This is a genomic window from Actinorhabdospora filicis (assembly GCF_030269765.1).
GTDB classification, from domain to species: domain Bacteria; phylum Actinomycetota; class Actinomycetes; order Mycobacteriales; family Micromonosporaceae; genus Actinorhabdospora; species Actinorhabdospora filicis.
On sequence record NZ_BSTX01000001.1, the window covers coordinates 830,528 to 856,087 of the forward strand.

General features: G+C 68.6%; 24 protein-coding genes and 1 tRNA gene. 15 read left to right on the plus strand and 10 right to left on the minus strand.

Annotated elements, in window-relative coordinates:
- Window positions 1–4: 4 nt before the first annotated feature.
- The 8 genes from QSK10_RS03735 (at window position 5) to QSK10_RS03770 (ending at window position 6,666) form a co-directional block, all read left to right on the plus strand.
- Entirely contained in the window at window positions 5–814 is an 810-nt protein-coding gene (locus tag QSK10_RS03735) for an MBL fold metallo-hydrolase (protein WP_285661153.1), read from the plus strand.
- Window positions 811–1,497 carry a DsbA family oxidoreductase gene (locus QSK10_RS03740; RefSeq protein WP_285661154.1) on the plus strand — a complete coding sequence of 229 codons (687 nt, stop codon included), beginning with the start codon at window positions 811–813 and terminating at the stop codon, window positions 1,495–1,497. The genes QSK10_RS03735 and QSK10_RS03740 overlap by 4 nt, the downstream gene beginning before the upstream one ends.
- Window positions 1,498–1,710: 213 nt before the next feature.
- Complete coding sequence (locus tag QSK10_RS03745) at window positions 1,711–2,925, plus strand: aminotransferase class I/II-fold pyridoxal phosphate-dependent enzyme (protein ID WP_285661155.1); 1,215 nt, start codon at window positions 1,711–1,713, stop codon at window positions 2,923–2,925.
- Window positions 2,915–3,412 carry a DUF6190 family protein gene (locus tag QSK10_RS03750; RefSeq protein WP_285661156.1) on the plus strand — a complete coding sequence of 166 codons (498 nt, stop codon included), beginning with the start codon at window positions 2,915–2,917 and terminating at the stop codon, window positions 3,410–3,412. Before QSK10_RS03745 ends, QSK10_RS03750 begins: the two co-directional genes overlap by 11 nt.
- A gap of 14 nt (window positions 3,413–3,426) precedes the next feature.
- Entirely contained in the window at window positions 3,427–4,197 is a 771-nt protein-coding gene (locus QSK10_RS03755) for a dihydrodipicolinate synthase family protein (RefSeq protein WP_285662911.1), read from the plus strand.
- Entirely contained in the window at window positions 4,194–5,009 is an 816-nt protein-coding gene (locus QSK10_RS03760) for an iron-containing redox enzyme family protein (RefSeq protein ID WP_285661157.1), read from the plus strand. Before QSK10_RS03755 ends, QSK10_RS03760 begins: the two co-directional genes overlap by 4 nt.
- Window positions 5,009–5,266 carry a Rieske (2Fe-2S) protein gene (locus tag QSK10_RS03765; RefSeq protein WP_285661158.1) on the plus strand — a complete coding sequence of 86 codons (258 nt, stop codon included), beginning with the start codon at window positions 5,009–5,011 and terminating at the stop codon, window positions 5,264–5,266. Before QSK10_RS03760 ends, QSK10_RS03765 begins: the two co-directional genes overlap by 1 nt.
- Entirely contained in the window at window positions 5,263–6,666 is a 1,404-nt protein-coding gene (locus QSK10_RS03770) for a purine-cytosine permease family protein (RefSeq protein ID WP_285661159.1), read from the plus strand. Before QSK10_RS03765 ends, QSK10_RS03770 begins: the two co-directional genes overlap by 4 nt.
- A gap of 45 nt (window positions 6,667–6,711) precedes the next feature.
- Here the strand turns inward: QSK10_RS03770 and thrC are convergent, their stop codons facing one another.
- The 4 genes from thrC to argS are packed head-to-tail and all read right to left on the minus strand — an operon-like array spanning window position 6,712 to window position 12,153.
- Window positions 6,712–7,758: a threonine synthase gene (thrC, locus tag QSK10_RS03775; protein WP_285662912.1), complete on the minus strand. Its 1,047-nt coding sequence runs from the start codon at window positions 7,756–7,758 to the stop codon at window positions 6,712–6,714.
- Window positions 7,759–7,773: 15 nt separating this feature from the next.
- Window positions 7,774–9,039: a homoserine dehydrogenase gene (locus QSK10_RS03780; protein ID WP_285662913.1), complete on the minus strand. Its 1,266-nt coding sequence runs from the start codon at window positions 9,037–9,039 to the stop codon at window positions 7,774–7,776.
- Window positions 9,040–9,075: 36 nt separating this feature from the next.
- The gene (gene lysA / locus QSK10_RS03785; protein WP_285661160.1) at window positions 9,076–10,467 is read right to left on the minus strand and encodes a diaminopimelate decarboxylase; all 1,392 of its coding nucleotides are present in this window, start codon (window positions 10,465–10,467) and stop codon (window positions 9,076–9,078) included.
- 33 nt (window positions 10,468–10,500) lie between these two features.
- Entirely contained in the window at window positions 10,501–12,153 is a 1,653-nt protein-coding gene (gene argS / locus QSK10_RS03790; RefSeq protein WP_285661161.1) for an arginine--tRNA ligase, read from the minus strand.
- 56 nt (window positions 12,154–12,209) lie between these two features.
- Here argS and QSK10_RS03795 point away from each other — a divergent pair, with 56 nt between their 5' ends.
- From QSK10_RS03795 to QSK10_RS03805, 3 genes are all read left to right on the plus strand, one after another.
- Window positions 12,210–12,824, plus strand: coding sequence for a DUF305 domain-containing protein (locus QSK10_RS03795; protein ID WP_285661162.1), 615 nt, complete (start codon window positions 12,210–12,212; stop codon window positions 12,822–12,824).
- An 8-nt stretch (window positions 12,825–12,832) separates the two neighbouring features.
- A complete protein-coding gene (locus QSK10_RS03800; RefSeq protein ID WP_285661163.1) occupies window positions 12,833–13,384 on the plus strand; it encodes a hypothetical protein in 552 nt (183 codons plus the stop codon).
- A 16-nt stretch (window positions 13,385–13,400) separates the two neighbouring features.
- Window positions 13,401–13,472: transfer RNA gene (locus tag QSK10_RS03805), tRNA-Arg, on the plus strand.
- 160 nt (window positions 13,473–13,632) lie between these two features.
- Here the strand turns inward: QSK10_RS03805 and QSK10_RS03810 are convergent.
- Together QSK10_RS03810 and QSK10_RS03815 are read right to left on the minus strand one after the other, a co-directional pair.
- Complete coding sequence (locus tag QSK10_RS03810; RefSeq protein ID WP_285661164.1) at window positions 13,633–13,812, minus strand: DUF397 domain-containing protein; 180 nt, start codon at window positions 13,810–13,812, stop codon at window positions 13,633–13,635.
- Window positions 13,809–14,753, minus strand: a complete 945-nt coding sequence (locus QSK10_RS03815) for a helix-turn-helix domain-containing protein (protein ID WP_349497672.1) — start codon at window positions 14,751–14,753, stop codon at window positions 13,809–13,811. Before QSK10_RS03815 ends, QSK10_RS03810 begins: the two co-directional genes overlap by 4 nt.
- A gap of 804 nt (window positions 14,754–15,557) precedes the next feature.
- Here QSK10_RS03815 and QSK10_RS03820 point away from each other — a divergent pair.
- Together QSK10_RS03820 and QSK10_RS03825 are read left to right on the plus strand one after the other, a co-directional pair.
- Window positions 15,558–16,376 (plus strand): DddA-like double-stranded DNA deaminase toxin, encoded by an 819-nt coding sequence (locus QSK10_RS03820; protein WP_285661166.1) that lies wholly within the window; start codon window positions 15,558–15,560, stop codon window positions 16,374–16,376.
- Window positions 16,373–16,633, plus strand: coding sequence for a hypothetical protein (locus QSK10_RS03825; RefSeq protein ID WP_285661167.1), 261 nt, complete (start codon window positions 16,373–16,375; stop codon window positions 16,631–16,633). The genes QSK10_RS03820 and QSK10_RS03825 overlap by 4 nt, the downstream gene beginning before the upstream one ends.
- A 708-nt stretch (window positions 16,634–17,341) precedes the next feature.
- Here the strand turns inward: QSK10_RS03825 and QSK10_RS03830 are convergent.
- Both QSK10_RS03830 and QSK10_RS03835 read right to left on the minus strand, forming a co-directional pair.
- Entirely contained in the window at window positions 17,342–18,220 is an 879-nt protein-coding gene (locus QSK10_RS03830) for a major capsid protein (RefSeq protein ID WP_285661168.1), read from the minus strand.
- 176 nt (window positions 18,221–18,396) lie between these two features.
- The gene (locus QSK10_RS03835; protein WP_285661169.1) at window positions 18,397–19,110 is read right to left on the minus strand and encodes a hypothetical protein; all 714 of its coding nucleotides are present in this window, start codon (window positions 19,108–19,110) and stop codon (window positions 18,397–18,399) included.
- 2,209 nt (window positions 19,111–21,319) lie between these two features.
- Between QSK10_RS03835 and QSK10_RS03840 the strand changes: the two genes are divergently transcribed.
- Window positions 21,320–21,892 carry a hypothetical protein gene (locus QSK10_RS03840; RefSeq protein WP_285661170.1) on the plus strand — a complete coding sequence of 191 codons (573 nt, stop codon included), beginning with the start codon at window positions 21,320–21,322 and terminating at the stop codon, window positions 21,890–21,892.
- An 81-nt stretch (window positions 21,893–21,973) separates the two neighbouring features.
- Here QSK10_RS03840 and QSK10_RS03845 read toward each other — a convergent pair whose 3' ends face one another.
- Both QSK10_RS03845 and QSK10_RS03850 read right to left on the minus strand, forming a co-directional pair.
- Window positions 21,974–23,725, minus strand: a complete 1,752-nt coding sequence (locus QSK10_RS03845) for a recombinase family protein (RefSeq protein ID WP_285661171.1) — start codon at window positions 23,723–23,725, stop codon at window positions 21,974–21,976.
- 144 nt (window positions 23,726–23,869) lie between these two features.
- Window positions 23,870–25,015 (minus strand): FAD-dependent oxidoreductase, encoded by a 1,146-nt coding sequence (locus QSK10_RS03850; RefSeq protein WP_285661172.1) that lies wholly within the window; start codon window positions 25,013–25,015, stop codon window positions 23,870–23,872.
- 128 nt (window positions 25,016–25,143) lie between these two features.
- On the opposite strand from QSK10_RS03850, the gene QSK10_RS03855 reads away from it, so the two are divergent.
- A complete protein-coding gene (locus QSK10_RS03855) occupies window positions 25,144–25,530 on the plus strand; it encodes a hypothetical protein (RefSeq protein WP_285661173.1) in 387 nt (128 codons plus the stop codon).
- Window positions 25,531–25,560: the final 30 nt, after the last annotated feature.

Consider the following 25,560-nt stretch of genomic DNA (forward strand, 5'->3'; position numbering starts at 1 on the left):
ACCCATGCGCACCCCGTACAAGTACCGCAAGGACACCTACGTCTTACCGTCCGACCTGCCCATCCCCGGCGCCGGACTCCAGCCGGTGAACGCCTTCCTGCTCCGCGAACGGCACCCCATCCTGTTCGACACCGGGATGCCCGTCGACCGCGAGGACTTCCTCAAGGCCCTGTGGTCCCTGGTGGACCCCGCCGACCTGCGCTTCGTCGTCGTCACCCACGACGACCGGGACCACACCGGGACCCTCGCGCAGATCCTGGAACAGGCACCCAACGCCAAGCTCATCACCAACGGCGTCAGCCTGATCCGGCTCTCCGAGGAGTTCCACCTCCCCCAGGACCGCGTCCTCACCGTCAACCCGGGGCAGAGCTTCAGCCTGGGCGAGCACCGCTTCGAGGTCCTGCGCCCGCCGACCTTCGACTCCCCCGGCACGATCGGGCTCTTCGACCACGCCGAGGAGGTCCTCTACAGCTCCGACAGCTTCGGCACGATCCTGCCGCAGCCGGTGGAGCTGGCCGACGTGGACGACCCGGCCTTCCGCGAGGGCTTCGACATCTTCAACCGCGCCATCGCCCCGTGGTCGGCGGTCACCGACCTGCCGCGCTTCCACGCCAACCTGCGGCGGCTGGCGCGCCTCAACCCCCGCACCATCCTCAGCTCCCACGCCCCCGTCATCCACCACGGCGTCGACACGGTGATCGACGCGATGTCCGACATCCCGCTGCTGCCCGCGTGGTTCCCCGCCGCGACCCTCGACACCGAGGCCGCGCTGGAGCTGCACGAGGCGACGCTCGCCAAGGAGGCCTCACCATGACCGACGACCTGACCCCGCCCCCGGGCGTGATCACCGTCTTCTCCGACATCTGGTGCTCGTTCGCGCACATCACCGTCGCGCGCCTGCACTCCGCGCGCAAGCGGCTCGGGCTGGAGGGGAAGGTGCGCTTCGACCACCGGGCGTTCCCCCTGGAGCTGCTGAACAACGCCTCCAGCCCCCGCACCGGCACCGACTCCGAGGTCGCGCGCATGGCGATCCTGGAGCCGGAGGCCGGCTGGCAGCTGTGGCAGAACAAGGACTACTACTACCCGTCGACCTCGCTGCCCGCCCTGGAGGCGGTGCAGGCGGCCAAACTCCAGAGCCTGGAGGCCGCCGAGCTGCTGGACCTGGCCCTGCGCAGGGCCTTCTGGGCGCAGTCGAAGAACATCGCCAACCGCAAGGTGATCCTCGACGCCGCCGAGTCCACCGAGGTCGTCGACGTCGCCGAGCTCACCGCGGCCCTGGACGACGGACGCGCCCGCCGGACCCTGTCCGACCAGGCCGCGCTCTCGGCGACCGAGCGGATCAACTGCTCCCCGCACCTGTTCCTGCCCGACGGCACCGACCACGCCAACCCCGGCATCTCCTCGCACTGGGAGGGCCGCTACGGGGTGGGCTACCCGGTCGTGGACGCCGACGATCCCACCGCCGTGGAGGAATTGATCAAACGGGCTGCGGAATAACGCCTGGAGAATTGTTTCGAAGTATTTAGAAACTCGGCAGGACAATTGTTGATACACGCTACCCCTTGGCCATTCCGGGGGTAGCGTTGTCATATTCCTGCAAGTTCTCTTCTCTTCGCTTCTCGGCCATTCCCCGGGGTGGACTTTCTCGCTAGAGTTGCGCCCAGTGCGGCTCGCAGACAGCGAACCGACTGCTCAAGGGGAGAGTCCACGATGCAAGAGACGAGCAATCCGCCACGTCCGCACAGCCGTGAAATCGCCGGTCGCAGCGTCGACATCGGCAATTTCGCCGACCTCACCCAGCACGAGATCCAGGCCCTGAAGACGAAATACAACCTGGCCGACGCGCACACCCACCAGCGCCAGTCGTCCAGCCAGGAAAAGATCGTCGAGCAGCTTCCCAACCTGTGGTACCAGTCCGAAGAAGACCAGCAGTCGTATTTCGAGGACCGTTTAACGGACGCGTTCTTCCGCCTCCACCGCCAGCCCACCGCCCGCGCCATCAACCGCACCATGCTCTCCTACTCGGCGAGCGTGTCGACGATGGTCGCGGCGATGTACATGAAGCAGCGCGACATGACGGTGGCCCTCATCGAGCCCTGCTTCGACAACCTCACCGACCTCCTGCGCAACATGCAGGTCCCGCTGGTCCCGCTCCCCGAGGACGCCCTGCACGAGCCGGGCTCCATCGAAGCGCGGCTGGAGAAGATCAAGGCCGACGCGCTCTACCTCGTCGACCCCAACAACCCCACCGGATTCAGCCTCCTCGCCGAGGGCCGCAAGGGCTTCGAGGCGGTCATCCGGCACTGCGTCGACCACAACCGGCTGCTCATGATCGATCTGTGCTTCGCCTCCTTCGCCCTGTGCGGCGACGGCGTCGGCCGGATCGACCTCTACGAGCTGCTGGAGTCGTCCGGCGTCACCTACATCGCCCTGGAGGACACCGGCAAGACCTGGCCGATCCAGGACGCCAAGTGCGCCATGCTCACCGCCAGCCGCGACATCCACGACGTCGTCTACAACCTGCACACCAGCGTCCTGCTGAACGTGTCGCCGTTCGTGCTGAACCTCGTGGCCCACTACATCGAGGACTCCATCGACGACGACTTCGCCTCCGTCGGCGACCTGCTCGCCCGCAACGCGCAGGTGGCGCGCGAAGCCCTCGACGGCGACATCCTCGAATACCAGGAGCCGGCGGTGAACACCTCCGTCGCCTGGTTCAAGATCCGCCCGCCGGAGCTGACCGCCTCCGGGCTCCAGCGCGCCCTGCTCGACGAGAACGTCTACATCCTGCCGGGCACGTACTTCTTCTGGAGCGACCCGCCGCGCGGCGAGCGCTACGTCCGCATCGCCCTGGCCCGCGAGCCGCGCGTGTTCGCCGCGGCGGTGGCCCGCGTCCGGGAGGTGCTGCGCCGTCATGCCCGGTGAGGTCATCATCGACGCGGCCCTGTTCATGGGCATGCACGCCGCCGACGAAGCGACCCGGCTCGCTTGCAAGAAGTTCTTCGCCGACGGGCTGTCGTCGCCGGTGGTGATGCCGCTGGAGCAGGTCGGTCTCTGCGACGACCTGATCTGGCGCCTGCCGCGCGACGTCCAGGACGCCTACTACCCGTTCATGGACAACCTGCACTCGATCGTGCCGGTCGAGCGTCCCGGCTATGAGCGGGACGACATCGACGCCGCCTTCGAGACGCGGACCCTGGACGGCCTGCCGACCCGGGAGCGGCTGCTCCTGGGCTTCACCCTGAACCGGGGCGGCATCCTGCGCACCCCCAACCAGCGGTTGCTGAACCGCGCCGGGCTCCCCGTCGCCGCCCCGCCCGAGGCGACGGACGAGCCGCGTTTCCCCGACGAGCTGGAGAAGCTCTACCTCACGTCCCTGCGTCTGCGTGTTCCCGGCCTGGGAGAGGAGTGACCGTGTACCACGGTGTGATCGTTCCCCTCGTGACGCCACTGACGGACGCCGGTGAGGTGTCCCCCCAGTGCGTCGCCCGACTCATCGACTCGGTCCGCGACGAGGTCACCGCCGTCATGCCGACCCTCAGCTCCGGCGAGGGCTGGCTGCTGGACGAGGCGCGGTGGCGCGACATGGTCGCCGCGACGGTGACCTACGCCGCCGGGCTGCCGGTGCTGGCCGGCGTCCAGCTGCCCACCACCGACGAGGTCGTGGCCCGCGCCCGCGTGGCCGCCGACCTGGGCGCCGACGCGATCGTCGTGACGACCCCGTTCCGGAAAGGACTGTCCCAGGATGAGCTCTACCGGCACTACGCCGTCGTCGGCGAGCAGACCGCCCTTCCGCTGTTCGTCTACCACGAGGAGGCCATCTCCGGGAACCGCCTCGACCTCGACACCCTCGTGCGGGTCTGTGCCCTGCCGGGCGTGGCCGGGATCAAGGAGTCGTCGGGCGACGCCGAGCTGACCCGGCAGATCGCCCGGGCGGTGCCGGCCGTCCCGGTCTTCGAGGGCTGGGAGAACCTGCTGGTGGAGGCCGAGGGCACCGCCGGTTTCATCGGCCCGCTGGCGAACCTGGAGCCGGGCCTGTGCGGCCTGATGCTGCGGGAGCGCACGCAGGAGAACCAGGACGAGATCAACGCGGTGTGCGAGCGGCTCGGGCTGTACAAGGACGACTGGTACCGCTGGACGAAGGCCGAGCTCAAGCGGCGCGGCGTGATCGAGTCCGATCGGACGGTCGTGGCATGAGCCAGTTAGAGCTCTACCTGGCGAACCGCTCGGTGCACACCGCCGCGGTCGCCGAGCGCATCGAGCGGATCGAGCGCGACTGGATCGTGCCGTGGGCGGCCGACCTGGAGGCGGAGGCCCCTCGCTTCTCCTCCCGCGCCGACCTGCTGTCCGGTCTCGACGAGCTGCTGGCCGCCGAGGAGCGCGACCTGCCGGAGTCCCACGACTTCGTCGCGCTGCACGCCACCCGCGAGGAGTTCAAGGCCATCGTCGGGCAGTTCGCCGTCGACGGCCTGATCGAGTCCCACGCGCTGCTGCCGATCGTCCCGCGCCTCCCCCACCGCGCGGGAATGGCGGTCTTCCGCGTGCTCATCGACGAGTTCGGCTCCGGCAACGTGCAGCGGGCACACTCCCAGCTGTACCGCGACCTGCTGACCGAGCTGGAGATGCCGACCGAGCTGGACGGCTACGTCGACGAGGCCGAGCCGGAGGTGCTGGCCTATGTCAACCTGTTCCACTGGCTGGCCTCGCGGGCACCGCAGCCGGAGTACTTCCTGGGCGCCTACGCCTACTTCGAGGCGAGCGTGCTCTACGCGTTCCGCTGCTACGCGGCGGCCGTGGACCGGCTCGACGTGAAGAACTCCGCCTACTTCCACGAGCACCTCTACATCGACACCTTCCACAGCCGCCAGATGCGCGACGCGCTGCGCGAACTGGACGCCGACCGCGGCCTGGACCTGGGCAAGGTCTGGGCCGGGATCACCCTGACCAGCGCGATCGTGGACGCCGCCACCGAGGCGGCCGTCGACCGCGCCAGACGGGAGGCGGGCTGATGGCCCACGTGTTACGGCAGGTCACCGAGGACCTGATCCTCATCGCCATGGGCGGGCGGCGCGTCCTCGCGCAGGCCGACTGCCCGCACCGGGGCGGGCGGCTGCTGTTCAGCCACGTCAATGAGCGCACCCTGCGGATCTCGTGCCCGCTGCACCTGTCGAGCTTCGACATCGTCGACGGGAAGGTGGCGAGCGGACCGGCGTGCGATCCCCTGCGGATCCACGCGGTGCTCCCCGAGGAGGGGGAGCTTCCGTGAGCACCGTCGAGACCCGTGGCGTGGACATCGTCCCCGAGCACGAGCGCACCTCCCGCCCCAGCGAGTTCGGGTGGATCTGGCACTCGGCGCAGTTCTCCTTCGGAACGGTGGTCCTCGGCGCGCTCCCGGTCCTGTTCGGGCTCTCCTGGTGGGCCTCGGCCACGGCGATCGTGGCCGGGGCGGCCGTGGGGACGCTGCTGATCGTGCCGCTGGTCCGCTTCGGGCTGCGCACCGGCACGAACAACCCGGTGGCCTCGGGCGCGCACTTCGGCGTCCGGGGCCGCGTGGCGGGCAACCTCATCACCATCGGTGTGGCCCTCGGCTTCTTCGCCATCACGGTGTGGACCGGCGGCACGGCGATGATGGTGGCCTCGGCGAAGCTGTTCGGGACGCCGACCGGGCGTGGCGCGCTCGCGGTGGCGATGCCGGCGGTGGCCGTGGCGGTGATCCTCGTGGCCGTGTACGGGCAGCGGGCACTGCTCGTGACATACCGCGTCACCGCCGTCGTGGGCGGGATCGTGCTGGCCGCGCTGGTCGTGGTCCTCGCGCCCCGCTTCGACGCCGCCTACGCGGGGGGCGAGCTCGCACTCTCGTCCCCGATCCACACGTGGCTGCTCGCAGCGGGCGTGGCGGTGTCGGTGCCGATGTCGTACGCGACCTTCCAGGGCGACTACAGCCGCTACATGCGCCCGCCGGACCGTCCGGTGATGCTGTGGAACAGCGGTTCGCTGTTCCTGTCGTGCGTCATCGCGATGCTGGTGGGGGCGTTCGCCACGACCACGCTCACCAACCCGGCCCTGCCCTGGTTGCAGGGGATCACGGAGGTGACGCCGCCGTGGTTCGCGGGCGTGGTGATCGTGTTCGGGCTGGTCGGTTCGTTCCCGCAGGGCGGCCTGTGCGTCTACGCGGCCGGGCTGTCGGCGCAGTCGATCTTCTGGCGCGCCTCGCGGGCGCTGGTGACGTTCCTGGTCTCGCTGGTCGGGGTCGCGCTGGTGTACCTGGGCGCGGTGGTGTTCGAGGCGACCGACGCGATGACGGCGTTCGTGACGCTGCTGCTGACCTTCGTGGCGCCCTGGTCGGCGATCATGACGGTCGGCTACATCCGCTTCAAGGGCGAGTACCGGGCCGAGGACCTGCACTCCTACGCCACACCGGAGAGCCGGGGCCGGTACTGGTACTCCGGGGGCGTCAACCCCCTCGCGCTCATCGCGTTCGCGGTGGGCGTGGCGGTGGGGCTGCTCGGGTCGAGCACGCCCCTGTACACCGGGCCGCTGTCCCGTCTCCTGGGTGACGTGGACGTCGGGTACGCGGCCTCCTTCGCGGTGGCGGGAGTGCTCTTCGCGCTCCTGGACAGAACACCGCGGCCCGCGGCCGCTCCATCACTGGAGAAGGTGGGCTGACACAAAGAGGGACCCGGGCGCATCGCCCGGGTCCCTCGCCGTTGCTTACAGCCCCAGGGAGCGGGCGGCGGCCAGGACGTCCACGCCGATCGTCTCGGGGGACGGGCCGATCGCCACGGCCCAGTCGGGGTCCTTCAGGCCGTGCCCGGTGACGGTGCACACGACCCGCGAGCCGCGCGGGATGGTGCCGTCCTCGACCGAGGCGAGCATCCCGGCGACGCTGGCGGCGCTGGCCGGCTCGACGAAGACGCCGTCGGTGCGCGGCAGCGTCCGGTAGGTGGTCAGGATCTCCCGGTCGGTGACCGCGCGGATGACCCCGCCGGAGGCGTCGCGGGCCTCCAGGGCCTGCGTCCAGCTGGCCGGGTTGCCGATGCGGATCGCGGTGGCGATCGTCTGCGGCTCGCGGACGACCTCGCCGCGCACCAGCGGGGACGCGCCCTCGGCCTGCACGCCGATCATCGCCGGGGTCTTCGTGGCGTTGCCCGCCGCGAGGTCCTCGGTGTAGCCCATCCAGTAGGCGGTGATGTTGCCGGCGTTGCCCACCGGCAGGCAGTGGAAGTCGGGGGCGTCGCCGAGGGCGGCGACGATCTCGAAGGAGGCCGTCTTCTGCCCGGCCAGCCGGTCGGGGTTGACCGAGTTGACCAGCGAGACGGGGTAGTCGATGGACAGCTTCGTGGCCAGCGCGAGGCAGTCGTCGAAGTTCCCGTCGACCTGGAGCAGCCGCGCGCCGTGCGCCAGGGCCTGCCCGAGCTTGCCCATGGCGATCTTGCCCTGCGGGACCAGGACCGCGCACGTGATCCCGGCGCGGGCGGCGTAGGCGGCCGCCGAGGCCGAGGTGTTGCCCGTGGACGCGCAGATGACGGCCTTGGCGCCGTCCTGCACGGCCTTGGACACCGCCAGGGTCATGCCCCGGTCCTTGAAGGAGCCGGTGGGGTTGGCGCCCTCGACCTTGAGGTACACCTCGCAGCCGGTGCGCTCGGAGAGCGCCGGCGCGGGCAGGAGCGGCGTCCCGCCCTCGTACAGCGTGATCACGGGCGTGTCAGCGGTGACCGGCAGCCGGTCCCGGAACTCCTCGATCAGCCCTCGCCACACTCGTGTCACTGGTTTCTACCCGCCTTCTACGCGCATCACGCTGGCCACCTGCCGTACGGCGGGCAGCTTCGCGAGTTCCTCCACCGTCGCCGCGAGCGCGGCGTCGGTCGCCTTGTGGGTGACGACGACGAGCAGCGCGTCGTCGCCGCGCCCGTCCTGCCGCACCGTCTGGATGCTCACCCGGTGGTCGGCGAAGACCTGCGCGGCCGCGGCCAGCACGCCCGCCTGATCGTCGACGTCGAGGGAGATGTGGTACCTGGTGGTGACCTCGCCCATGTGCCGGACGGAGAGGTCGGCGTAGGTGGACTCGCTGGCCGCGCGGGCGCCGGAGCGGCGGTTGCGGGCCACGGCGACGAGGTCGCCGAGGACGGCCGAGGCGGTGGGCGCGCCACCGGCTCCGGCGCCGTAGAACATGAGCCGCCCGGCGGCCTCGGCCTCCACGAACACCGCGTTGTAGGCGCCGTTGACCGAGGCCAGGGGGTGGCTGGTGGGGATCATCGCGGGGTGGACGCGGACGGTGACGTCGTCGCCGTCGCGGGAGGCGATGCACAGGAGCTTCACGACGCAGCCCATCTGCGCGGCCGAGGCGATGTCGGAGGCGCTGACCGAGGTGATGCCCTCGCGGTAGACGTCGGAGGCGGTGACGCGGGTGTGGAACGCCAGCCCGGCCAGGATCGCGGCCTTGGCGGCGGCGTCGAAGCCCTCGATGTCGGCGGTCGGGTCGGCCTCGGCGTAACCGAGGTCCTGCGCCTCGGACAGGGCCTCGCTGAACCCGGCGCCGGTCTCGGTCATGCGCGACAGGATGAAGTTCGTCGTCCCGTTCACGATGCCGGTGACCTTGGTGATGCGGTCGCCGTGCAGGGACTCCCGCAGCGGGCGCAGCAGCGGGATCGCCGCCGCGACCGCGGCCTCGTAGTAGAGGTCCACGCCGGAGGCGGCGGCCGCGTCGTGCAGCGTCCCGCCGTCCTCGGCCAGCAGCGCCTTGTTCCCGGTCACCACGCTCTTGCCCTGCGCCATGGCCGTGGTGATCCAGCCGCGCGCGGGCTCGATGCCGCCGACCAGTTCCACGACGATGTCGACGTCGGGCCGGTTCACCAGGCCGAGGGCGTCGGCGGTGAACAGTTCGCGCGGCACCGGCAGGTCGCGGGCCTTGTCGGGGCGGCGGACGGCGATGCCGGCCAGCTCCAGGGGCTCGCCGATGCGCGCGGCGAGGTCCGCCGACTGTTCGTGCAGCAGGCGCACCACTTCGGTACCCACGTTGCCGCAACCGAGCAGGGCAATCTTCACCGCTTCACTCCGTCCATGTTCATCCGGTGCTCAGCCGACGTCGAGGCGGAGCAGATCGTCTTCGGTCTCCCGCCGCACGATGACGCGCACCGTGCCGTCGGCCACCGCGAGCACCGGTGGCCGCGGGACGTGGTTGTAGTTGCTGGCCATGCTCCGCGCGTACGCCCCGGTTCCGGGCACCGCGAGAAGATCCCCCGGTGAGACGTCGGCCGGCAGGAACTCATCCTTAACAACAATGTCTCCGGACTCGCAATGTTTTCCCACCACGCGGGCGAGCACAGGGGCCGCCGACGAGGCACGGGAGGCGATGGTCGCGGAATAAGACGCGTCGTACAGCGCGGGCCGGATGTTGTCGCTCATCCCCCCGTCGACGCTCACGTAGGCGCGGGAGGCGCCGTAGTCGAGGGGCACCTGCTTGACGGTCCCGACCTCGTAGAGGGTGAAGGTCGTGGGACCGCAGATCGCGCGGCCCGGCTCCACCGACAGCCGCGGCTCGCTCAGCCCGTACCCGGCGCACTCGTGCTCCATGATCTTGCGCAGCCGCTCGGCCAGCTCCGGCACCGGGATCGGGTCGTCCTGGGTGGTGTAGGCCATGCCGTAGCCGCCGCCGAGGTCCAGTTCGGGCAGCTCGACGCCCCGCTCGTCGCGGATCTTGGCCTGCAGGCCCAGGACGCGGCGGGCGGCGACCTCGAAGGCGGAGGCGTCGAAGATCTGCGAGCCGATGTGCGAGTGGAAGCCGAGCAGCTCCAGGACGTCTTCGTCGAGAACGCGCGCGGCCATCACCGCGGCCTCGTCCAGGCCCAGGCCGAACTTCTGGTCCTCGTGGGCGGTGGCGATGTAGGCGTGCGTGTGCGCCTCGACGCCGACCTTGGTGCGGATCATCACCTTGGGACGCGCGCCCAGCTCGCGGGCGATCGCGGTGAGCCGGTCCAGCTCGTCGAAGGAGTCCAGCACGATGCGGCCGACACCGGCCTCCACCGCGCGGGTCAGCTCGGTGACGGACTTGTTGTTGCCGTGCAGGCCCATCCGCTCCGGGGGGAACCCGGCGGCCAGCGCGACGGCCAGCTCGCCGCCGGTGCACACGTCCAGGTGCAGGCCCTCCTCGTGGATCCAGCGCACGACGGCCTTGCACAGGAAGGACTTCCCGGCGTAGAACACGTCGGCGCCGGCGAAGGCGTCGCGGTACTCGCGGGCGCGGGCCCGGAAGTCGTCCTCGTCCAGGACGTAGGCGGGCGTGCCGAACTCGGCGGCGATCTCGGTGACGGGTACGCCGCCGACGGCGACGACGCCGTCCTCGCGGCGCTCGACCGTCCGCGCCCACAGCTGCGGGAGCATCAGGTTGACGTCTTCGGGTTCGCGCAGCCAGGACGGGACGGCCTGGCCCGCCTCGGCGTGCAGCACACCGGCCTCATGTGCCCTCATGGGTCTCCTCTTGGGGGTCCGGACGCGGTCCGGCTACATCCGTTCCGGGGCCGAGACGCCGAGCAGGCGCAGGCCGTTGGCGATGACCACGCGCGTGGCGGCGACCAGCCAGAGGCGGGCGCGCCCGGTCTCGGTGAACTCCTCGTCGCCCTGCGGCAGGACCCGGCAGGCGTCGTAGAAGCGGTGGTAGGCCCCGGCGAGCTCTTCCAGGTAGCGGGCGATCCGGTGGGGTTCGCGCAGCTCGGCGGCGGTGGTGACCACGTTCGGGAACTCGCCGAGCGCCTTGAGCAGATCGCCCTCTCGCGGGTGGGAGAGGAGAGCCGCGTCATAGCTGTCCGTCAGCTCCGCGCCGAGCTCGGCGGCGTTCCGCAGCAGCGAGGCGAGGCGGGCGTGAGCGTACTGGACGTAGTAGACCGGGTTGTCGTTGGTCCGCCGCGCCCACAGGTCGAGGTCGAGCTCGATGGTGGAGTCGGAGGAGTAGCGCGCGAGGGCGTAGCGGGAGGCGTCCACGCCGATGGCGTCGACCATGTCCTCCAGGGTGACGATCGTCCCGGCGCGCTTGGAGAGCTTGACGGGCTTGCCGTCGCGGACCAGGTTCACCATCTGGCCGATGAGGATCTCCAGCGTGACCGCCGGGTCGTCGCCGAAGCAGGCGACCATGGCCTTCATGCGGCCGATGTAGCCGTGGTGGTCGGCGCCGAGCATGATGACGACCTTGTCGAAGCCGCGCTCGCGCTTGTTCAGGTAGTAGGCGCAGTCGGCGGCGAAGTAGGTCCAGGAGCCGTTGGAGCGGACCAGGACGCGGTCCTTGTCGTCGCCGTGGTCGGTGGTGCGCAGCCAGACCGCGCCGTCCTGCTCGTAGATGTTGCCCTGCTCGCGCAGCCGGGCCAGCGCGGCGTCGAGGGCGCCCTGCTCGTGCAGGTCGCGCTCATTGAAGTAGACGTCGAAGTGCACGCCGAACTCGGCCAGCGAGCGCCGGATGTCGGCGAACATCAGCTCGATGCCCTCGACGCGGAACAGCTCGCGCGGGTCGGCGGAGCTGAGGGCGTCCGGGTGCTTCTTGAGGACCTCGGCGGCGATCTCGGCGATGTACTCGCCCTGGTAGCCGTTCTCCGGCGTGGGCTCGCCCTTAGCGGCGGCCAGCAGCGAGGCGGAGAAGTGGTCGATCTGGGTGCCGGCGTCGTTGAAGTAGTACTCGGTGGTGACGTCGGCTCCGGTGAAGTCGAGGACGCGGCCGAGCGCGTCGCCGACCGCGGCCCACCGGACGCCGCCGATGTGCACCGGGCCGGTCGGGTTGGCCGAGACGAACTCCAGGTTCCACTTCTGCCCGGCGAAGGCCTCGCCGCGCCCGTAGGCGTCCCCGGCGGCCACGACCGAACCGGCGATGCTGCCGGTGGCGCCGGAGTCGAGGCGGATGTTCAGGAAACCGGGCCCGGCGATGTCGACGGCCGACACCCCGTCGACCTCGCGCAGCTCGGCGGCCACCGTCTCGGCCAGCTCACGCGGGTTCCGCCCGACCTTCTTGGCGAGCTGGAGGCACAGCGTCGAGGCGTAGTCTCCGTGCTCGGGCTGCCTGGGTCGCTCGACCGTCGTGGACGCCGGCAGCGCGGCGGCGTCGAGCTCCAGGGCGGCAAAGGCCGCCTGAGCAGCGGTGAGGACGTGTTCGGCGAGCATCTCGGGAGTCACCCGGTCATGTTATCCGCGCTATTCTCGGGGCCGCGACGCGATACGAGAGGACCCCCATGCGAGACCTTCTGCGGCGCCGCCCGCTGACCGTCCTGCTCCTGTCGGCGGTGGTGGCCCTCACCCTCGGCCTGGCCGTCGGCGTCGCCCTCATGAGAGAGACGGCACCCGGCGAGGACTCCCCCGAGGCCGGTTTCGCCCGCGACATGCTCGTCCACCACTCCCAGGCGGTGGACATGGGCATGACGGAGTTCCGCAACGGCGGCGACGAGGTCGCCCGCGGTTTCGGCTACGACATCGCGATGACCCAGCAGGCCCAGCGCGGCATGATGGAGACCTGGCTCTCCGACTGGGGTCTGTCCCCCACCGGCTCCGAGCCGGCCATGAAGTGGATGGACGGCGAGATGAGCCTCCAGAACGGCCTCATGCCCGGCATGGCCACCAAGGAGGACCTCGACCGGCTCCGCGCGGCCACCGGCCGCGACGCCGACGTCCTGTTCACGCAGCTCATGATCGCCCACCACCAGGGCGGTGTCCATATGGCCGATGCCATCCTCAAGCGAACGGACGATCCCCGCGTGACCTCCCTCGCACAGGCTATGAAGGACGGGCAGCGGAGTGAAATCCAGGACCTTGAGGCCCAGCTGACCAGGCTCCAGTCGGCCGCCTCCTAGGAGACGACATGAGCCACCCCTCACCCCCCGGCGACTGGCCCCCTCGTCGCCCCCCGGTCGAATCCGCGACCGAAGAGCTACCCCAGCTCCAGGCACCCGCGATCCCCCGGCAGTGGACACCCCCACCGGCCCGGGAGGAGACACCGCACAGCTACTGGGACACCCCGGCACCGCCGCCGCAGCCGCAGCAGTACGAGGAGCCCGCGGGGTACGACGACCACGCGCGGTACGAGGAGCCGTCCCGCTTCGAGGAGCGTCCGCGCTACGACGACGCCCCCCGCGACACGGTCCCACCCGCCGAAGACCCCGCACCGCCGCACGAACCCACCGGCTCCATCCGCCGCAAACACGCCTACACCGGCCACATCACCCGCAAAGGCGTCGCCGCCACCGTCATCGCCATCCTCGCCGTCGCCCTCTTCGTCGCCGCCGTCCTCTGGGGCCTCAACTGGCTGCGCGACAAGTCGGAGAAGGAGAAGTACGACGACTACGGCGCCACGTCGTCCTGGGTATACGTAGCTACGTATACCCAGCGGCGAACCCCGGCGGCCGACTGGTAATCTCGTCTAGTCCCGAGCCCCCGTAGCTCAGGGGATAGAGCACCGCCCTCCGGAGGCGGGTGCGCAGGTTCGAATCCTGCCGGGGGCACTCCTCTTTCTTGAGGGGGAGACTGCGTCTCCACCCGGAGTCAGACTTCCCCCTCAGGGCTGCCACACGGCGACCCTGAACTGTTTTGGCTGGTCAAGCCTATCAAGAACGTGAAACGCCCCCGGCTTCGTGCCGAGGGCGGTTGCTTGGGTGGCTGTGGTCAGCGGGTGACGGTGGCCAGGAAGCCGCGCCAGTCGGCGGGGGCCACGGCCAGGATGGGGGACGCGTCGCCAAGCTTGCTGTCACGAACGTCAACGGTCACAACGTCGGTACGTGCCTCTACGCACTGCCCTTGATTGCCGCCGCTCCGGCTGCTCTTGCGCCATGGTCCAGGCTTCATAGTTGGAACTCCTCAAGTGGCACAGCTTGCCCGATCATGCTTCCGAAAGTAGCCAGCCTACGGCCAAAAGCTCCGGCCGACTCATCGTAATGCGCTCCGGTCGCCGCTTCGGAGTAGACCACACTCGGGTCAAGCGGGTCGGGGAACTCCATCAGCGTGAACGGCTGGCCCTGCCCGGCGTACGCGCCAGACGCGGCGGGAAGCACGTGGACACTGATGTTCGGGCGTGCGTTCGCCTCTCGCAGGTGGGCGAGTTGTTCGGCATGGGCGTCCGGCCCGCCGACGACGCGGCGTAGGGCTCCCTCGTCAATGGCCAGCTCAAGGCGGGGTGCGGGGTTGCGGGCGGTGAAGTGCCGTTGTCGCCGTAGGCGAGCCTCCACAGTCTGTTCTACGGTGTCCGGGTCGAGAGCCGGGTTAGCGGCCAACAGAGCGCGCATCGTCGCCTCTGTCTGCAAGAGCCCCGTCACGTACGCGACTTCGTACACGCGGATGGTGTGCGTGATCTGCTCAAGCTCTAGGTAGAGCTGGAACCACGCCGGTACGCCGCTCCCGAACGGCTCCCACCACCCGGCCTGTAGGCAGGCTTTCGCCATCCTCACAAGCTCCTTGGTGATCTCTGAGGCCGGACCATGCCCGTACAGCTCGCACAGCTCTTTCACGTCCGGGTAGTGGGGCTTGGGTTGCTGCCCGTTCTCCAGCCGGTAGAGCTTGCTAGTGCTCATCAGTTCGATGGGCTCCGACGCGATCGCCCCCGGAGAGATCCCGGACTGTTCGCGGAGGGTGCGCAGACGTCGGCCTAGTTGCCGCCGTGTGAGGTTCGGTCCAGACATCGACACAGGATGCCCGACCCAGACACTTCCCTTGTGCCCCAAGCCAGAGACGCGCACTCTCCCATATTGGGATAGGCAGGATGGGACACCACGACACACGGAATGGCTCATAGCGGCAGCGTCACACCGTCCCTAGCGTCCGTGCTGTACCCGGCACCGTCACGCGGAGTGGTCGTCCCTCCCGGAAGGCCCCGACGACACCGGAGTACCCGAACGGGGCTGCCCTGTCCGCCTTGCCGATCTTCCCCCTTTCACTGGCGCGGGCGGGGCGGCCCCACCAAGGGGACGCCCATGGTCGCCCCTGACGCCGACGACGGAGGGGTGAGGGCCCGTGGAAGGTTCATCAGCGGCTAGAGATGCCTACGGCCCGATAGAGGCCAAGCCGCACGAGCCGGTGGGGTTCGTCGGGGAGGGCGGGCATTGGCGGCATGTGTGCGCCAACGACGGCGAGCCGTGGCCGTGCGCTGTGGAGCGGGCCGACGTGCGGGTGCCTGTCGTCCCTCCGGTCGTGGGGGTCGCGGCGTGAACGGCGGGCTGGGCGACGCGGCTGTGTTGTACGGGGTGTGGCTTGATCATGCGAAGCTGCCCGGGTCGGCGGGCTACATGGTGTGTACCGACCCGGAGTGTCGGGAGGGCTGGCCGTGTACGGACCGCCAGACCAGCGAAGCGGGTCTTCTAGGGCTTGGGATCGACCCGTACGCGGTGCTGAGGTCTGAGGCCGTCTTGCCGACAGGGAACGGGAATGGGGCAGGGTGAGGGCGACCGGGAACCCGTCCCCGACGATGACGAGCACCGGCCCACCTGGTCGGGTCTGTTCTGCGTCGTGTGCTGGAAACACTGGCCGTGCCCTGAGGCCGGGCAGCACTTCCCGTTGTGGCCCGAAGATGTCGCCGAGAGGCCGTAGGGTGCGTGATCGTGGGGCCGTTTGAGGAATTCATGGGCAAGGCGCGGCGTGGGCTGGAAACCCTCGCTGAGGCGTTCGGGTTACTGCGGGCTGCGCAGGAGAAGAACGGGCTGGCGCGCGCGGAGTTGTCCTCCGCGACGGAGGGCACGGGGAACGCTCGTATAGACGCGTCGCTGTCTCGGCTTGAGCAGGTGGGGGAAGCCCTCGCAGAGGGGCTGACACACGGCATCGCGGGCCGTGAGACGTTCGCGGAGTACTTGACGGACATCGGGGCCGGGGCCGCCCTGGGAGCCTCTGAACCTCCGTCCACTGGGGAACGGCCGGCTGCGGTGGCACCCGAGCCAGAACCGTTGCAGCTCAGGGACTTCCGGGCCGAAAGGGAGCACCCCGAAGCAAAGGAAGCGATCCGCCGTGTGGGGTGGCCGCGCAACAGCGTCGGCAACACCTCGGCGAGGGCTCACCTCTACGACGAGCACGGCAACCGCATGGGCGACACCTACACCCCCGACACACCCGACGATCACCCCCACTGGGACGACCTCAAACCGGAGTGGAACAACCCGGAGAACACCACAACGTCATGGCACGTAGAGGGCCGCATGGCCAAGGCCATCCGTGACTCGGGGCTGACACGAGCGGCGGTGTACCTGAACATCCGGAGGTGCGGCGGGGTCTCCGACACCCGCCCACGACCCGACCCCAAGGGATGCACGGAGAACTTCCGGCACACGCTCAAGGCCGGTACGGTCGTCTACGTCTACGTCATTCAGGAGAACGGGCGCACGTTCCGCCAGCGCGTCACGGGGACAGGAAAGGCACTGAAAGAGTGACCAGTCAAACCAGCGATGACGGCCTGTACGCCGTCGAAGCCACACCCGAGCAGCTAAACGAACTCCTCGCCCTCGCCGATGAGATCGACTCCGACGAGCTAGCCCGGCACGCCCTATCCATGGGCCTGACTCCGCCACTGGCAGGCGTCGAGTACTGGGAAATGGTCCTGACCTACCCTGAGAACGACGACGACCCCAACGCGGTACAACTCGCATGGCTCGGTCCCGACCCCCACGACCAGGGCGACGCACAGTAGCCGTTGCGTCATCACCGGGACGAGCCTCGGGTGTGATCGAGGCCACGACACGAGAAGTCGCATGGAAGCGTTTTCACAGGTCAAGCCCCTAAATCGTACGTCACGAGGAGCGCTGCTGAGATCTGAAAACCCGTACATCGCCAGGTCTGCTTTGCCCCTGCCGTCGAGCCGGACACGTCACACCCCCACCCCCCTCCTTTGTGCTCCAAGTCATTGCCTCACATCACTTGTGATCGCATTCACCAATGCAATTCATGACGACTCGTAACCATTCATGAATGGTCGAGAAATGAGTGAATGGTCGGATTCTTTGATGCGTTTACCCAATTCTCAGGCAAGGTTACTCATATTCTGCAAATAGGGGTGCGGGCCAGTTCGGGAATGAGTGAGGGGGAGTCATCGGCTCCCGCATCTAGCCCACGTCACTCCGCCCCAGCAGCGCCTGCCCTCTGCGGCAACCGTGCTGGTTGCCGACCGGTCGGGTTGCGTCAGTCAGGGTAGGCCGTTGATCCGTCGCAGGGATAGAAGAAGTGGGTATGCATGCACGGGTGGGGGGCTACGTTCCTCCCCGTGGCCTGCCACGCCCGGTAGGCGTGTTCCTCGCAGATGCCATCCGGGTCGGCCTTGCAGCACTCCGGCGGTAGATCCATGTCGCTCCAAACGAAAGAAAGCCCCCGCCGACCGGGAAGGCCAGCGGGGGCGAGGGGACTACTTGGCGGCGACGATGCCGACCGCGCGGGCCGGGTCCAGGACGGTCCCGCCGATGAGCACGTCAGCGGCAACGATGGAAGAGAGCTTCATGAAGACCTCGCCCATGGAGACCCGGATGCCGTAGCCGTCTTCACGACGGGCCTCCGACTCTGCGTTGCCGAGCATCGCGGCAGGGATGACGTTGGCCAGCGCGGCGTACTCGCGGGTGAAGGCCACGCCCAGACCCTCCACGTACGGGGAGGTGAACACGGGCATGCCGAGGATGGAGCCGATCTGTCCGCGCTGCACGGGCATGGCGTTGCCGAACTTCTCCGCCGAAATGAACTGAGGGTCGGACAGGATGGCCTTGCGGCCAGCCGGGGACACGACCAGGCGCACGCCTTCGGTGATGCTGCGGGTCTGGAACTTCTCGTCAACGTCGAGCAGCACCGTCGACATGGCCGCGTCCGCCTTCAGCTCAACCGGTTTGTTCTCGCCGGTCGCCTTAAGCGCCTTGTTGATCTCAACGGCGGAGCGGGTCTCGGCCCGGTCAACTACGGCGTTCACGATCGGGGTAAGCACCTGCGAGGCGAACACGGACAGCTCCGTGGACTGCTCGATCGTGTCGAGGATGACCGACGACTCCGCGTGCACGTCGAGCTTGACGGGGATCAGCTCTTCCTTGAGGCGGTTGGGCTTGATGTCCTCGCCGCGCGCAAGGTCGTTGGCCTTGAAGACGGACGGCTTGCGGACGTACACGGTGTCACCGGTACCCGCGCCGGACTGAGCCTCGCGGTACATCAGGTTCGGGAGCACGACGCGCTTGCGGATCGCGGTCAGGGTGGCGGCAACAACGTCGTTGATGCCGATCTGAGAGGGAGTGGTGGTAACAGACATTTGGTTCGGATTCCTTAGGTGTCAGAGAAAGTAGAGAGCGTGTTACATGCATGTCCGCCCCGCAGGAGCGGCCTAAGGTGAGCCCACGGGGCTCTAACGAAGACGGCCCCCGACCCTCAGGGTCAGGAGCCATCGAATCGAGAAGGAGTGTCCACAGAGGAACGGCCGGCTGCCGTTCACCACATGTGACGCTCGATCTCGGAAGCTTGGGAAACGTTGCCGTAGTAGGCAGGACCGCCAACAGGGCCAGCCCCGCTATGAAGGGCCTCGACAGGCTTGGTCAGAAGCGGGTTCCGGTGAGCCTCACCGATCACCTTGACCAGGGACACGGCGGCCTCGGTGGTCACCCCCTCGGGGAGTGCTGCGATCACGTCGTCAACCGTCACAGCGCCGTGCCTCGGAAGGACCTCGCTCAGTGCGTCCGTCATGGCGCGGGAGGCGTTGCCGGACTCAAGCTCAGCAATCCGGGCCTCAGCGTCACGAAGCCGGGTGCGGTACCTGGCAGCCTCACGGTTCGGGTTCTGCTCATCCTCGCCGGAGTCCTCCTCCGGGGCCGCTGAAACGGCCTCTGACGGCTCACCGGTCACCGGGGGAAGCCCAGTGGGGGCCGCGTCGTCCTGAGCGGTTTCCGCCTTGAACTTCTCTGCCTCCGCGATCGCGGCGGCCCGGAACTCTTCGACGGTCACAGGGTCAAACTCTTCGGTGGTCATGCTGGTGGTCTCCTCAATCAAGAACGTGCCAACGGAGCGGTAGAACTCCATGTCGTTGGTGGTCAGGGTCGGCATGGGGGGCCTACGTCGTTGGGCGGCGTAGGCCATCACCTCAGCGTCGGTAAGCGGCTGAGGCGTGTACGTGTACGGCTCATAGGGCCTGTACTGGTTGGCGGTCACGACTTCCCGCCACATCGCCGAGGACGGTCCGCCAGCGCCTTAGGGCGGTGTGGCATCCGGAGCGGGCTCATGGTGCCCTCTCTCGGCTCCATCGGCTCATGGAAGGAGGAGCCGCGCCATTCATAGACGGGGGCTCCCGCCACCGTCGCTACTCGCACGAACACTGACGGCTCTCCAGTTCGGCCCTAAGCTCACGGATCGTGTGGCGACGTCGAGCGCACTCCGAGCGGACGCGGGAAAGCTCAGCCCGGAGCGATTCAAGGTCAGCTTTCGTCGCAGCCCAGGAGCGCATGAAGCTGTCGGCAACGGCTCGGATGTTCTCATCTGGGATGAGAGACAGAGGGTTGGGGATGTTCTTATCCATCTCGGATCTTCCAATCATCTCGATTACCGCCGTTGGTCGGCGGACAGTTAGGGGAGCCCCGTTATGAGCGGAACGGGGCTCCGTGAGGCGCTGCGACCGGGAACCAAACCGGGAGCCGCACTCAAGCCCCGGGGAAGGAGAGAGAACCCGGGGAGCCTGTTAAATGGTTAAAGAGGGCATAGAGAAACCCCCGACTCAAAGTCGGGGGGGCATCCCTAGGGAGCGGAGAGGAACCGGGGACCGCTTCGGCCGTACCCCTCCATACATAGGCTGATAAAGGCTACACAACCGCTCCGTTGACCGCACGGACAGGCACATCAAGAATAGTGGAACGAGTCACAGTCTTTCCAACCTCAGCCGCATAGCAAGACACACCGTAGTCCGCTGCCGACTTCCCCGTATCCGGGTCCGTCACCTCATCCCATTCACCCCCGTCACCGGACCATTCCCACGGGTACAGCTCCACGCGCTGATCAGGAGTGAGCTTGTGGTCTGCCGGTTTGAACACCCGCGCACCCGGAGGGGCCTTCACCTCCCGCTCGTGATCCCACTCGCCGGGGCTCCCCTGCCGGATGGTGAACGGACCAAGCCTCACGTCTGGCAACTGGCGGTAGCCAACCTTGCGGACACCAGGACGGCGAGCCGCCCGACGGCGGCGAGCCTGCCTCGCCCGGAGCGCCTTGAAGCACTCCCGAGAGCTACACACCTCCCGATCCCTCCCAGGCCCCATAGCAGCCGTAGGCAGCCACGTAGCGGCCTCCGAGGGCTGAACACAGACCAGGGCCGTTAGCTCGTCACAGACCGGCTCACGGGGCGGCAGGAACACTCGGCAGATAACGCACACGACTGGCCGACCGTAAACACTCGGCGGGGCGGATACATATCCCGGAGGTCCGCCCCAGGGAGCAAGCTCCCCTATCTCGGAAACGTGCTCCACACTTTCGGCAACTTCCGCCGACTCCCAAAGGTCGGTGGCTTCCCACTCGTAATCCATGCCGTCGTACACGACGGTTCTCCTCTCTCACTCGGCGGAGACGTAGCCCCTTGGCGGAGTCTTCGACGGGCCTTAATCGACCCGCCGAGATCTCTCTTGGTTTGAACTCACTTGGTTAAGCGGCCCTTGGTGGGGCCGCACTGGGTAAGAACACACTTGGTAGTGCGTCACCCTGACGCCCGTGCCCTCCTCTTGGCGTCCTCTAGGTCATGGCCGTGACCATGGCGCGGGAGTGTCAGCCAATGGACGTCACAAGTCCCCTCGCCCGTTGAGGGCGAGGCCAGATAGAGCCACCCCTCTTCACGGCCGAAAGCGATAGCCCGCTGTACGGTCCGCCGAGAGTGCCCGGAGCACTCCGCAAGCAACACTTGAGAAGCACGCGCATCCCGGCCGGAATCGAACGTCGCAAAGAACGCCAGCGCCAGCAGAACGCCTTTGTAGTTCCCGGGGACCTCTGGACAGTTGAATAGCTCTCGCCGCCATTCGTACTCGACCACCGACCGGGGAGCCGGTTTAGTCTCCGCCTCTGCCTTGAGTTTCGGCTTGCAGGTACAGGAATCCAGCTCGAAAGGGTTGACGTTGCATTCGCGGGTGTGACCCCCGATCATTTCGCCCAACCCCCGAAAGCGATCCGTTCCGCAAGTCGGATGTCTGCGGCGAGCTGCTGCCGGGCCTGGTGGCGCATCTTGCCCTCAAGCGTGCGCACGTAGCGGCGCGGCTGGTGTGTCGGCATGGTCGCCGGACTCCGGCGGGCCGTGGTCGTTGTGTTCATGGCTCCACCCTGGCGAGACACACCTAGGTCTGTCAACCCGGGTGGGCTACCCTAGGCGTGGCCTGGTACGGTAGATCACATGGAAGAGATGACCGTGCACGTCAACCCGATGAACGGAGAGGTGAACGTCAAGCAGGCCATCGGCCCGTGGCAGGCGTGGCTTACGTGGTCTCAGGGGGCCGACCCTGGGCAGGGTCCGGCGTCCGTGTCGTTCCGTCTCCGCGAGGGCGAGACGGCCCCCGGCGGCCTGTCTTCGACGGTGCTCCGGCGGGTGGACTTCCAACGCGCCGGAGAGCTGTTCCGGAAGGCTCAGCCCAAGGCTGAGGGCATGACGGACAAACGCCGTCAGCGACACGCTGAGCGGCTGCAATGGCTACTCAAGGAAGGCGTCACGGACCGCTACCTAGCGTTGCTGGCTTTCGAGTATCAGCAGGCGGTAGCGCGGGGGAACCACGCCCCGACGCCGGAACTTGCCGACATGGCGGGGAAGCGCCCGGAGACGATCCGGGGCCACCTGAAGGAAGCCCGCCGACGGGAGTTGCTGACGACCGTCAAGGGCAAGGCGGGCGGAGCACGGACCGCGAAGACGGATGAGATCTTGCGCGGGTTCGATTGGGGCGCGATAGACCGCGCCATCCGAGCAAGCAAGTAAGGACGACGGCCCCGGGAACATCCCCGGGGCCGCTTCGTGTCTCACGCCACTACCTCAGCCGGCGAATGGCGTAGATCACATCTACGCAGGTAAGGCCGTGCGCTGGCGGATGCTTTCAGCGATCGAGGCCGCGATCTCCTCCGGCGTGCGGTCGTCGTCATCGGGGATGCCGTCCAGGTCGGATGCCCACTCGACCGGCTTGCCGGTGGCGATGACGTGGGGTAGTCCGTCCCGGATCTCCCATACGGGTTCGGCGGGTTCACCGGTGATGTTCATGGCGAGGATCGGCATCGTGTACGTGCCGGGCTGGTAGGTGGCAAGGACGTTCGGGTCTGAGTCGGCGAGCCAGTGCATGAGCCCTGTGTCGCTGGTGATGAGCCAAGCGGTGATGCCGACTTCCTTGATCTTCGCGCGGCGCTCATCCCACGACGGGTGAGCCTCCCACCATTCGCGGTACGTCACCGTGGAGAGGACGCGGCGGGGGCCGGGCCTGTAGGTCGTGGCCTGTTCGGCGAGGACGGTGAGGCGGGCCTCTACGGCCGTGATCTGCTTGTCGTACCTGGCTTTCACGATCTCGGGCTTACCGGCCGAGCGCTCCAGCAGGTCGTCTAGCTGCCGCTCAAGGTCGGCGATCTCCGCCGAGGGGTCAACCGTCGTCGGCTGCACGATCTCCGGCATGTGGTCATCCCCGAAGTAGTCGAGGAACGTGGATTCGAACCGCTCCATGAGCCATGCCTCTTGGACCTGCCCCGACCAGCAGTAGCGCACCCCGCGTTTCCCAGTGGAGTTGTGACACTTGTACCGGCGGGGCTTGCCCGGTCCGGCCGCGCCGGTGGAGTTGACCGGCCCCCCACACTCGGGGCACTTCACCAGCCCCGACACGTTCGTAGCTACCTGTGTCTTGTCGCCGTAGGCGGTCTTGCGCTTGGCTACGGCCTCTTGCAGCTTGGCGAACCGTTCCATGCTGGTCAGCGGTTCGGCGAACTGGATCGGTAGGCCGTCCTCGCCCCGGATGACCGCCCCGTCGTGCATGAGCTGTCCGAGGACGGAGCGGCTGGCCAGCATCTCCCGCGTGGTCTTGGCATCCCACAAGGTGCCCTTGGGTTCCTTGCCTTGCAGGATCAGGGAACGGTCTGCGTTGGTGGGAATCTTCTTGCGGTTGAGCCACCTGGTGATGGCTCCGAACGACCACGGCCCGCCGGTCTGGTCGGGGTGGTCACCGATGGCGTAGGCCATCGCCTCAAGCCGGTAGTCGGCCATCTCGTCATCGCGGACCAGGACGCGCCCCCGGTCGGCCCACACCGTCACCGGAGCCGTCTTGAAACCCATCGGCGGCGGACCGCCCCGCCAGCGTCCAAGCTCGCGGCCCTTGCGTCGGCCCTGCCGGATGTTGGCGGCAGTGGCGTCGGCGTAGTTGACCGACTGGACGTTTTCGATCGCCAGCAGCACCCGCGTAGACGGGTCGGTGGGGTCATAGACCCGCTCGCCCTGCGTGGTGACGAACAGCTTGCCCTGACGCTTGAAATGGTGCGTCAGCCAACCGGCGTCATCGTCCCTGCGGGACATCCGGTCGAGCTTGCGGCAGATGGCCACGTCGTAAGCGGCCATACCCTCAGGGGTCGTCCACTTCCCCGCCTGAGGCCGGTCAAGGATGCTGATCTCCGTCGCCGAGGTGTTCGGGTCGGCGGCGACCCCCACCACCTCGATACCCAGCTTCGCGGCGAGGGCATGCCCGTCATCAATCTGCGCGTCAATGCTCGTGGACCCGGGTTCGGTGTCCGACTGACGCGCGAAGATGACCCCCCGCTTCCCCCTGAGCTGCATAAACGTCATTCTGACGCCTCCCACCTTGGCTAGGTGGGGGAACCCCGACCACGGCACCACCCTCAAACTCCCCCTCTGCCCGTGGTTGCGCTGGTGGGAGCTTCTCGCCTCGGCCGTTGGCCGGGGCGTTTTTCGTTGACCGGGCGGGGTCTCTCACACCCGCACCTCGGCCGGCTCGCCCGCCTTCAGCCGCTCGCTGATCCCCCTGTGCAGCGCCGCCACCATCTTCGTCATCGCGTTCTTCGGGCCGCGTGCCGCCATCCGCATCTGCGTCTCGCTCTGCATCAGCGTGAGCGGTCCCGAGACCGACATGCTCCAGCGTGCCAGGCGGGAGGCTCGCTTCGCGCTCGCGCGGCGGCGCAGGGAGTACAGGCCGAGGGCGGTGCGGGGGTCGTCGCGGAGGGCGCGGCGCAGGACCCAGATGTCCTCCAGGGCCTGGTTGGTGCCGAGGGCCAGGGAGGGGGGCATGGCGTGGGCGGCGTCGCCGATCAGGACGCTGCGCCCGGCTCCCCAGATGCGGGCGATGTGGTGGCGGTGGTGGGCGTAGGGGCGGACGTCGGCGTCGCGGAGGGCGGTGAAGAGCTCCGGGACGGGTGCGGCCCAGTGCCCGTAGCGGGCTTCGAGGAGGGCGAGGGGGTCGCCGGGCGGTGCGGGCCAGGGGGCGTCCATGAACCACTGGGTGAGGCCGTTCCCGGCGGGGCTGAGGCCGAGATAGCCGTCGCGGCCGACGATCATCAGCGCGGTGCTGCCGAGGTCGACGGGGGACGGGATGAGTCCCTGCCAGCTGGCCACGCCGGTCTCCGGGCGGGGCGCGGGTCCCCAGAGCGCGGCCCGGACGGCCGAGCCGACGCCGTCGGCGCCGATGAGGAGGTCGGCGGTGTGGGCGGCGCCGTCCTCGGTCGTCACTCGCACCTCTTTGCCGGTCTCCTCGACGGTGGCGACCCTGGCGCCGTAGTGGACGGGGGCCACGCCGTCGAGGAGTGTGGTGAGCAGGTCGCCGCGGGGGATGACCAGCGCGCCCGCGCCGAAGCGCGCCTCCATGTGCGTGACGTCGGCGGTGGCGACGACGCGTCCGGCGGCGGTGCGGGTCTCGACGGCGGTGATGCGCTGCCCGAGGCCGGTGAGGTCGGCGCCGAGTTCGTCCAGGATCAGCAGGCCGCCGGGCCAGAGGGTGATGGCGCCGCCGATGACGCGGGGCTCGGGCGAGCGCTCCAGGACGGTGACGTCGTGCCCGTCGGCGAGCAGCGCGCGGGCGGCGGCGGCTCCGGCGATGCCCGCTCCGGCGATGAGGATGCGCATCGGACCTCCAGATGGTTCTACAATACGTAGAATCAAGGTAGGCGCTCGGCCCCGGATCCTCAATGGACAGTGATCGGCGTCGCTTCGGGGCTTCGCTCTCACGGCTCCGCCCGGTACAGTCTCGCCTTGTGAGCCTCCTTCACGCCGCCGCACCGGTCCCCCGGACCGCGCTTCGGCGTGCGCTGCTCACCGTCGCCGTCATCGCGGCGATGCTGCTGGGGATCTTCTGCGCCGAGCAGCTGGCGCTGGCCGCGGCGGGTCCGGACGCCGGTCGCGCGGCGGTGGCCATCGCGCCGCCCGGTGGTGGGGACGGGCCGTGCGCCCCGGCCGACCACGGGCCCGAGCAGGCCTCGCGCGGTGTGAGCACCGGCGCGGTCCAGCTGAGCGAGTTCTGCTCGCGCGCCTCGGCGCCGGTCCCGGCGATCGGCCCCGCGAAGACGGTCCGGTCTTCGCGTCCCGTGGTGGGCGCCGGTGTCTCCCGGCTGCTCGCCGAGCTCTGCGTCTGGCGGACGTAGGAGCCGAGCCCGGGTCGTCTCACGGCCCTT